Origin of the sequence: Clostridium sp. YIM B02500, from assembly GCF_022324665.1 — a bacterium.
Lineage (GTDB): Bacteria > Bacillota > Clostridia > Clostridiales > Clostridiaceae > Clostridium > Clostridium beijerinckii.
On record NZ_JAKGTE010000068.1, the window covers coordinates 1 to 6657 of the forward strand.

General features: G+C 27.7%; 5 protein-coding genes. 3 read left to right on the plus strand and 2 right to left on the minus strand.

Features of this window, described 5'->3' with window-relative positions; all coding sequences use genetic code 11:
- The first annotated feature begins 482 nt into the window (after window positions 1-482).
- Both L1S46_RS26040 and L1S46_RS26045 read left to right on the plus strand, forming a co-directional pair.
- Entirely contained in the window at window positions 483-2051 is a 1569-nt protein-coding gene (locus L1S46_RS26040; protein ID WP_012058183.1) for a hypothetical protein, read from the plus strand.
- Between the two features lie 90 nt (window positions 2052-2141).
- The gene (locus L1S46_RS26045; protein WP_017210203.1) at window positions 2142-3542 is read left to right on the plus strand and encodes an aldehyde dehydrogenase; all 1401 of its coding nucleotides are present in this window, start codon (window positions 2142-2144) and stop codon (window positions 3540-3542) included.
- Between the two features lie 181 nt (window positions 3543-3723).
- Here the strand turns inward: L1S46_RS26045 and L1S46_RS26050 are convergent, their stop codons facing one another.
- Entirely contained in the window at window positions 3724-4893 is a 1170-nt protein-coding gene (locus L1S46_RS26050) for an MFS transporter (protein ID WP_012058185.1), read from the minus strand.
- Between the two features lie 81 nt (window positions 4894-4974).
- Complete coding sequence (locus tag L1S46_RS26055) at window positions 4975-5418, minus strand: MarR family transcriptional regulator (RefSeq protein ID WP_017210204.1); 444 nt, start codon at window positions 5416-5418, stop codon at window positions 4975-4977.
- Between the two features lie 206 nt (window positions 5419-5624).
- On the opposite strand from L1S46_RS26055, the gene L1S46_RS26060 reads away from it, so the two are divergent.
- Entirely contained in the window at window positions 5625-6101 is a 477-nt protein-coding gene (locus L1S46_RS26060; protein ID WP_017210205.1) for a hypothetical protein, read from the plus strand.
- Window positions 6102-6657 lie beyond the last annotated feature (556 nt).

The following is a 6657-nucleotide window of genomic DNA, read 5'->3' on the forward strand; positions in this document are numbered from 1 at the left end:
AGCGCCGATGGTACTGCATGGGAGACTGTGTGGCAGAGTAGGACGTTGCGAGGTAAGTATTAAAGATAGTCATAATGGCTGTCTTTTTTTTTATCAAATTTTGGGATGGTGAACATATAGATATATAAAAATAGGAATCTCACCAATAATGTGGAATATTAATGGTTATTCTGTTAAAATATAGATGAATATGCTAGAATTTGTGTTAGTGAATATTATATTTCATTATCATATGTTATCTAAAAAATTTAATTGATCAAAGTTTATTTTAAAATTATCAAGATATATAAAACCAATAAACTTATAAAGAATGAATTATATTATTTATAACTTATATGGTTGAAATTTCATTTGAGAATCTATATAGTAATTAGGTAGGAATTATCATAGCTTTAATATGAATTTATTATGCTGACTTTATAGCGTTGTTAAGATGAACTATGATAAAAATAACTAATAATTAATTTACAAAGGAGACAGATATGCCTAATATTTTTGACGGACTTAGAAAAATTTCAGATAATGACATCATTGAACAAATTGCATTACTTGAAACAATGAATGTGACAAATATATCAAAGCCAATTATACAAAAGGCTAAGAAAAGAACTATAAGTATAATTAATTTTATAGGAAGTAAAATAGGAAAAAATCGTGTGCTTGAAGAACCGGAAGTAAAAGAAATATGGGCTTTGGTTGACGAAAAAAAAGAAGAATTGGAAAAGTGTACAAGAAATGAGTTAAATGAAAGGTTGTTCAACATTCTTTCCGAAAAGGCTAATGATGATTTAGAGAGTGCAACAGAGGACGAAGTATCAATAGAGGTAATAGAGGAAGCAGCTAAACTATATAAAGTGCATAAAAACTTAACGCCAAACCATAAGGCTGATATTATTTATTCAAAATATAATGAAAAGCTTAGTGGTAAGGCTAAAGAATATATAAATGGACAAGCATTTGTAGATCTACAAGAAACTACAAAAGATATAGAAGAAATTATAAGTAGTATGGATGAAGAACAAAAAAGAGAATTTACTCAATCAGTAGATGTTGCAAAATTGACATTTCTTAATGTGTGGAAAAAATTAGATAGGCAACATTTTATAAGACTTATATGGTTATGCGTTAAGGCTTATGGAGGTAGATTTACTGTGAAAGAAGAAGAACTTCCGAGTTTTGTAACAAGTGAAGAGGAAGTGGAAGCATTTAAAAGAGAAGAAGAATTAAAGAAGTCGCAGGAAGAATTGTTAAAGTTGAAAAAACAAATAGAATTATGTAAGGATAAAATAAATTCTATTGAGAATAGTTTAGAGAAAGAAAAACGTCTATTGAAGAACGCAATTAGAAGTAGAGATAAAGCGGAAGAAGATATAATAGATTTGGGGAAAATACATATTAAATTAACATCAGTCAAGAAATCATATGAAGATGAATTAAAAGAGATTAAGGTTAAAATGGAGAACGCACCATTAGAGGAACTAGACTCACTTATGGAAGAATTTAAAGTAGTTAAGTTTGAAGAAATTGATGTGAATAATAAGATTTCAGATATTAATATAAAGGCCACATATAAGAAGGAATTGATAGATGATAATGTTAAAGCAATATCTATTAAAGAGGAAAGTATAAAAAACATTGGAATGGAATTTCAACATTTAAAAGAGGAAGCACATAACTTGGTAGATGCTTATAACAAAATGAAAAGTGATGTGAGAAATAAAGAAGAAGAAAAGAAGAGTGAAATATTTAAGAAATGGAGCCATTTTTTTAATAAGTTTACTTTTAATTTTGATAACTTGGGTAATGTAGTAAGCTTTACCCGAAGCGAATTACTTAAAATCGAACAATGTTTACATGAATTACATTTTACAAATGATCCAATGGCTTTAAGCATGGGAGTAATAGAAAGTAAAGGCAATAAGAAAAAAAAGGAAGAATATGAATACATAGATGTAAGCTTCTTAGATGGCTTTAAAATAGAGATTCAGTTTAGGATATTGGAAAATGGAGAAAAGACAGTACATATAGATGAAATCACTCCGGAATTTTAAATTATCTCATAAGTTATCTTTTTACAAGTATTTGGATAAAATTATAATTATGGAATATTTGCTTAGAATATAAGGTAAGGAGATAATAAAATGAATAGTTCTGAATTAACATCAGAAGATGTTAATGAAATTCTTAAAGATCAGAAAGAGTTTTTTAGCACTCAGGCTACTAAGAAAATAGAATTTCGAATTAATCAATTAAAAAAACTTAAAGAAAGTATAAAAGATTATGAAAGTAAAATCACTGAAGCTTTAAGTCTTGATTTGGGAAAACATGAATTTGAATCATATGTAACAGAAATAGGATTTGTATATTTGAGTATAGAAAATACAATTAATAATTTAAGGAAATGGGCAAAGCCTAAAAAAACAGAAACACCGATATTTTTAAAGCCTGGAAAAAGTTATATAGTTAGCGAACCTTATGGAAGCGTGTTAATAATCGGTCCTTACAATTACCCGTTTCAACTCGTTATTGAGCCGTTAATAGGTGCAATAAGTGCAGGGAATTGCATAGTAATAAAGCCTTCTGAAATTTCATTGAATGTTTCAAATATAATAAGTGAAATGATTTCAAAAATATTTGATAAAAAATATATAAGCTGTGTAGAAGGAAGTATTAAGACAAATATTTCATTGATAAATGCTCCATTTGATTATATATTCTTTACTGGAAGCGTAAGTGTTGGAAAGATAGTAATGAAAGCGGCAGCGCAAAATTTGATTCCAGTTACTCTAGAGCTAGGTGGTAAAAGTCCAGTAATAGTAGATGAAACTGCTAATATCAAAATTTCTGCTCAAAGGATTATTTGGGGAAAGACTTTAAATGCAGGGCAGACATGTGTAGCTCCAGATTATCTTATGGTTAGTAAAAATATTAAAGATGAGCTTATTAAAGAAATGAAAAATGCCATAAAAGAATTTTTTGGAGATAACGTTAAATCTAGTAAATATTATGGCAGGATAATAAATGATAAACATTTTAACAGAATAAAAAATTTAATTGATAAAGATAAAAGTGGAATTCTTTATGGAGGAAGTTATGATGAATATGAAAGGTTTATAGAGCCAACAATTATAGATGTATCAGCATTTGAATCGGAAAGCATGAAGGAAGAAATATTTGGGCCTGTACTCCCTATTATTGAGTTTGTTAATTTTGATGAGGTTGTAATGAAAATCAAAAAAATGCCTAAACCTCTGGCTCTTTATATATTCACTAATAATAAGAAAATACGAGAAAGAGTCATCGAAGAAATACCTTCAGGAGGCATTTGTATAAATGATACTTTAAATCATTTAGCAAATAGTAATTTGCCATTTGGAGGTGTTGGAAATTCTGGTATAGGATCTTATCATGGAGAAGAGAGCTTTAAAACATTTTCTCATAGAAAAAGTGTCCTGAATAGAGGAACAAAAATAAATATTAGAATACTTTTTCCACCATATAGCGCAAAGAGTATGACTTTAATTAAAAAATTTCTTAATTAAAATAATAAATTTCTATTAGGAAACTAAGTTTTAATGTTATTAAAAAGCAAAATGCTGATATATCGTAGGTTATAATAATAATTTTATTATATATAGGCTACGATATATTAAAGGTTAGTATAATATCCATAGAAGAATAAATTTATTACTGGTCTAATGAAATGATAAGTAGCTTGAATTTTTACTTATAAATGATGTAGTGAAAAATTAGAGCCATAACTTCGAATATAAATCCTATTGAGCATACTCCAATCCAACCGAAATATTGCCAGCTTAAAGGTGCTAGAAATGAGCCTAATGATCCACCAAGAAAATATGAAACCATAAATACAGTATTAATTCGGCTACGTGCTTCATCACCAAGCTCATGTATCCTTGCTTGATTGGAAACTTGACCAGCTTGGGTTCCTAAATCTAGTAGTATAACACCAATAATTAAACCATAAAGTTTATATCCTAAAATGAAAAAACATATATAAGATAAAGTAGAAAAAATAATGCTTATTCCCACTGTAAATTTAGGAGTTTTTTTATCAGCAATTCTTCCAACAAAAGGTGCGGCGGCAGCTCCAGCAACCCCTATTAAACCAAGCAATCCAGCTTCACGTGTTCCAAGATTATAAACGTGAGAACCTAATAAAAAAATAACAGAAGTCCAAAATGCACTGAAAGCTCCAAACATCAATGCTCCATTTATAGATGCTTCTCTTAAAGTTTTCTCTTGTTTAATTAGAGGAAATATGGAGAGTATTAGCTTAGCGTATGATATACTGGAGTTTGGTATGCTTGTTGGAAAAAAGTTTTTTATTATTATTGCAAAAAGTGCCATTAAGAATGCAGCACAGAAATATACTGATCTCCAACCAAAAGCTTGGCCGACAATCCCACTAAATGTTCTTGATAGTAATATTCCTATTAGAAGTCCACTCATAACATTACCTATTATTTTTCCACGTTCTGAAGGTTCTGCCAAATGCGCAGCAAATGGAACTATTAGTTGAGGAATTATTGTTGTAAATCCAACTAACAGAGAAGCAATTAATAAAATTACGTAATTAGGAGAAATAGCAACTAATAGCAAAGAAATACCAACAACTATAAGCATTTTTATAATTAGATTACGACGTTCTTTTATATCTCCAAGTGGAACAAATAGAAATAATCCTAGAGCATAACCTATTTGGGTTAGAGTTACAATAAATCCTGCTTGAGATTCTGAAATATTAAAGTTTGTAGAAATTTGTGTTAGTAATGGCTGAATAAAATATAGGTTTGCAACTGTAGCCCCGCAAGTAATAGCCATAATTAATATTATAAATCTGTTTAATTTAAAATTTGATTTATGAGTCATTTTAATCCTCCACAATACTGTATTGATTTATGTATAGATACTATACATATAATATAAAATAAAATACCTTGAAAAGGTATCTTATATTTTGTCTTTAAATTGCTTTAGAAAATTATACAAAAATTCTTTATTTTCTCTGCTAGCACTTCTCAATAACTCTTTTATAACAAGATTGTATTGGTTGTGATAGCTTTTATGATTTTTATATGCCACCTCACCTTTTTCTGTAAGCTTCAATATTAGTTTTGAATTACTATCAGAACTCGCCTCCTTAAATAGATAGCCCTTATTTTCTAATCTCTTTATAGTTTGTGAGACAGCACCTCGCGTAATCTCAAGTTTTCTTGCAATAGCTGAAATATGTAAGCCCTCATTTTCTTTTATATATTGCAGCATGTGTATTTCGGAATGATATAGATTTGAATCTGTTCCAAAATTTTTAGCTTTCAAATCTTTTTCAAAGAAACTACATATTACTTCCAGAAATATTTCACTAATTTCTTTATTGTCTAATAATTTATCCATAATAAATATTGTATAGATGCTACACAATGTTGTCAAACGTTATAATGTAATAGATAATGCTTTAGTGCAGATGATAATGAATATAAAAATATACTAGTTAACGTATATTAATTATAGTTAAAAAGTATAATGATAATAATTTTATAAATTTGCTTTAGTCTATATACAATTTAAAATAAATTCAAATATAATAGGAGAAATTAATTATGAATTATACTATTTATGATTTGATAGAGAGACTTATTGATATTGAGAAGAATGCATTAGAGGTATATAAAAAAATTGAAGAAAATGCAAAAGAAAAGAATTCTAAAAATATTGAGATTATTACAAGAGTGATTAGAAAGGAAGAAATTAAACATATCAAATATTATGAGCGATTAAAAGAGAAATTTAACTATGAACTCAATGATACTATTGATTTTTACTTATATGACAAAGTTGTAAAGCTTTTATATGAATTTAAGAATCAAATTAGAATTCCTCATGTAGACAATGTTCAGGATTTAATAAAATATTCATTAGAATTTGAGAAAAATAGCATAAGCTTACTTCTAGATATCCAGGGAAGATTACTTGGAAACTTAAATGATGTAAACAATAATGTATATAAGATTATCTCAAATATTATAGAAGAAGAAAGGCGACATGAGAAAATGTTTAGTGATTTGGTTTTGAAATAATATTTAAGATATAACTTCTAAGAAACATTAATATATGCATTGAAGTATAGTAAGTCTATTAGTAAACTATTTCTAGTGTGTCAGTATAAATAAAATTTAGAATAATGACATATAATAGAGAAAAGCATGAATAATCTTATAAAATTAGGGAATAATTTAAAATGTAAGTAATTTAGAAATGTTAAGATAAAACACATCGCTAAGATATATAAGCAAAAACAACTCAAGTTTACAAGATACTTGGAATGTAAAATTATAAGTTTTATGAAAAATGTTGACAATATTAAATAGCGATGGTATGATTTAATTCGTTGCTGAAGATTATAAAATTCAATAACTTAAAGCTAATGAAACATCATAAGAAAAAATGTTTGAAAAGTTTTGAAAAGGGTTGTTGACAAAGTCTGAAAGCGATGATATACTGAATAAGCTGTCACAAACGACAGAAACTTGTAAGTCTTATAATAACAGGATTTAGAAGGAAAAATTGGTCTTTGAAAATTGAACAGAATAACATAAATACATTTAAGTAAACCAGCAATTTTTATTTGAGTAA